Source organism: Sphaerospermopsis reniformis (assembly GCF_005402885.1).
Taxonomy (GTDB): domain Bacteria; phylum Cyanobacteriota; class Cyanobacteriia; order Cyanobacteriales; family Nostocaceae; genus Sphaerospermopsis; species Sphaerospermopsis kisseleviana.
This window is the reverse complement of the sequence record NZ_BJCE01000376.1, coordinates 1-3230: the sequence shown is the minus strand read 5'-3', so window position 1 is coordinate 3230 and position 3230 is coordinate 1. Positions and strand designations below refer to the sequence as shown.

Here is a 3230-nt window from a genome sequence, read left to right as displayed (position 1 = left end):
GTAGTGTTGAAAATAAATCTATGGGTGCTGCTAGTAGCTGAAGTCACACCTGCGCCAGAAGTAAAAGCTTCGGCGCTTAATTGACCAATTGCTAAACCAGTAAAACCATTGCTATCTATTTGAATTTGATCTGTTCCAGATTTAAAATCGGTAATTGTATCAATTCCTCCATCTAAACTAGTGAAACGGAAAGCGTCCATACCAACGCCACCTGTGAGAGTGTCATTACCCTCACCACCTATGAGAGTGTCATTACCTGCTTCTCCAGACAGATTATCGTCACCAAGTCCACCATCTAGGAAATTATTACCATTATTACCCAACATGGCATTATTCAGATCGTTACCTGCACCGTTGATATTGTTCTCACCTATCAAAGACAAACTTTCTAAATGATCTCCCAGGTGATAACTGATAGATGATATGACTGTATCTATGCCTTCATTAGCATTTTCAATGACTACGTCCCCTAAGTCATCAACAACATAGGTATCGTTACCATTTCCACCGATGAGACTATCAGCACCTGTACCACCTATGAGAGTGTCATTACCCTCACCACCTATGAGAGTGTCATTACCTCCTTGTCCAGACAGATTATCGTTACCACTGTCACCATCTAAGACATTATTATCATCATTACCCAACAGCACATTATTCAGGTCGTTACCTGTAACGTTGATATTCACAAAGATATCAGAGTGACTCAAACTAGCAGAATTACTCAGAGTTGCGATCTTCACACTAGCTCCAGCACCATCACCATCGGCATCAAAGAATAAATCACCATTGGTAGTGTTGAAAATAAATCTATGGGTGCTGCTAGTAGCTGAAGTCACACCTGCGCCAGAAGTAAAAGCTTCGGCGCTTAATTGACCAATTGCTAAACCAGTAAAACCATTGCTATCTATTTGAATTTTATCTGTTCCAGATTTAAAATCGGTAATTGTATCAATTCCTCCATTTAAACCAGTGAAACGGAAAGCGTCCATACCAACGCCACCTGTGAGAGTGTCATTACTCTCACCACCTATGAGAGTGTCATTACCTGCTTGTCCAGACAGATTATCGTTACCTCTGCCACCATCTAGGAAATTATTACCATTATTACCCAACATGTCATTATTCAGATCGTTACCTGCACCGTTGATATTGTTCTCACCTATCAAAGACAGACGTTCTAAATGATCTCCCAGATGATAACTGATAAATGATACGACTGTATCTATGCCTTCATTAGCATTTTCAATGACTACGTCCCCTAATTCATCAACAACATAGGTATCGTTACCAACTCCACCGATCAGACTATCAGCACCTGTACCACCTATGAGAGTGTCATTACCCTCACCACCTATGAGAGTGTCATTACCTGCTTGTCCATAGATAGTATCATCACCAAGTCCACCATCTAAGACATTATTAACATCATTCCCAAAGAGTGTATTATTTAGGTCATTACCTGTTCCGTTGAGATTGTTCTGACCTGTTAAAATGAGGGTTTCTAAATTATTTCCCAGGGTATAACTGATAGATGATATGACTGCATCTATGCCTTCATTAGCATTTTCAATGACTACGTCCCCTAAGCCATCAACAACATAGGTATCGTTACCATTTCCACCGATGAGACTATCAACACCTATACCACCATCGAGGTAGTCATTACCCTCGCCACCTATGAGAGTGTCATTACCTCCCTGTCCGTACAGACTATCGTTACCAAGTCCACCATCTAAGACATTATTAACATCATTACCCAAAACTCCATTATTCAGTTCGTTACCTGTAGCGTTGATATTTTCGTTACCTATTAAAGCAAGGTTTTCTAAATTATTTCCCAGGGTATAACTGATAGATGATACGACTGTATCTGTGCCTTCATTAGCATTTTCAATGACTTGATCCCCTGAGTTATCAACACCATAGGTATCGTTACCATTTCCACCGATCAGACTATCAGCACCTGTACCACCTATGAGAGTGTCATTACCTTCTTGTCCGTACAGACTATCATTGCCTCCTAGTCCGTAGATAGTATTGTTACCAATGCCACCACTTAGGACATCATTGCCATCATCCCCAAAGATTTTATCTGACATTGTCTATACCTTAATAAAATGGTAAAGTGAAATTGAAACAAATTCAAATTGCAGTATTTGTCCAGCCCATTGTCATTGTGATTAAATCCTTTGACTGTGAGCTTTTGACAAATATTGCTTTCCTGTTTGTAGTTCCTTCATTTAATCTAAAAACTTTTTATGGACAATAACTAAAATGAACCTTTTACAAGAATTTCATATTTTTCTTATCCATTTTTTATATAGTTTTTTTGAATTTTAAGCTAGTCCAAATAATAGATGCCAATAATGTAAACAAGGATTTATTGATGTTGATTAAAAATACTTTTAAACGGTTATATTAATTGCAAATTATCAATTTATACAGCACTTACCATAGTGAGAAGTTATAAAATTACAGGTTTTAAGGAACTATTAACGGCAAATAGGGAAAATAAAATAAAGAATCAAGGTATACTGATTTATTCTGCCAAATCAAATATGATTGTTATATATAGCAATCCTATATGATCATTGAGAGTTAATAAAGCCTCAAATCCTTATAAAACAAGGATTTTTACTACATATTTTCTCAAAAATGGGGTAGGATTACCATAGCAGAATTGAGGACTAAAACTCTATTTTACTAAGACTTGTATAATAAATTGATGTGATCATCCTGCCTACGACTATATATAATAAATTGAGATATTTTGTTTATATAACTAAATTATATTCACGTTTCTTTTACAAAGGAATGTAGGAAGCGAAAATCCATTTTTTTAAACGTTATTGTATACACCCTATCAAAAAATAGCAGTAACATTTAAGGTCATAATCGCCATTTTTAGGCTCAAAAAGTGCATACTTTTAAAGTATAGTAATTTAAGTTTCTCTGTGTCTAAATTTGCAAAATTTTATGATTTTTGCATATTTAAGTGTCACTTAATAAACCTCTGGAGAAAATGAATTTAGGGACAATTCATGAATTGTCCCTAGAACGGGTTGCAAATCATGCACATTGAATTACCAACAGATGTATATAGGGGTTGCTGAGAAAGTCTTTCCGTGAGGGCATAGGAGTCAGGAGTCAGGAGTCAGGAGGAGATTTGAAAATTTCTTTGCCATCTCTTGAAATCCCAAAAAATGCACACTTTTTCCGGTATACCC

1 pseudogene is annotated in these 3230 nt (G+C 36.5%); it reads right to left on the bottom strand.

What is annotated here, in order from left to right:
• A pseudogene (locus FFR48_RS26545) lies at positions 1–2102 on the bottom strand (hypothetical protein); the annotation flags it as partial.
• Positions 2103–3230: the final 1128 nt, after the last annotated feature.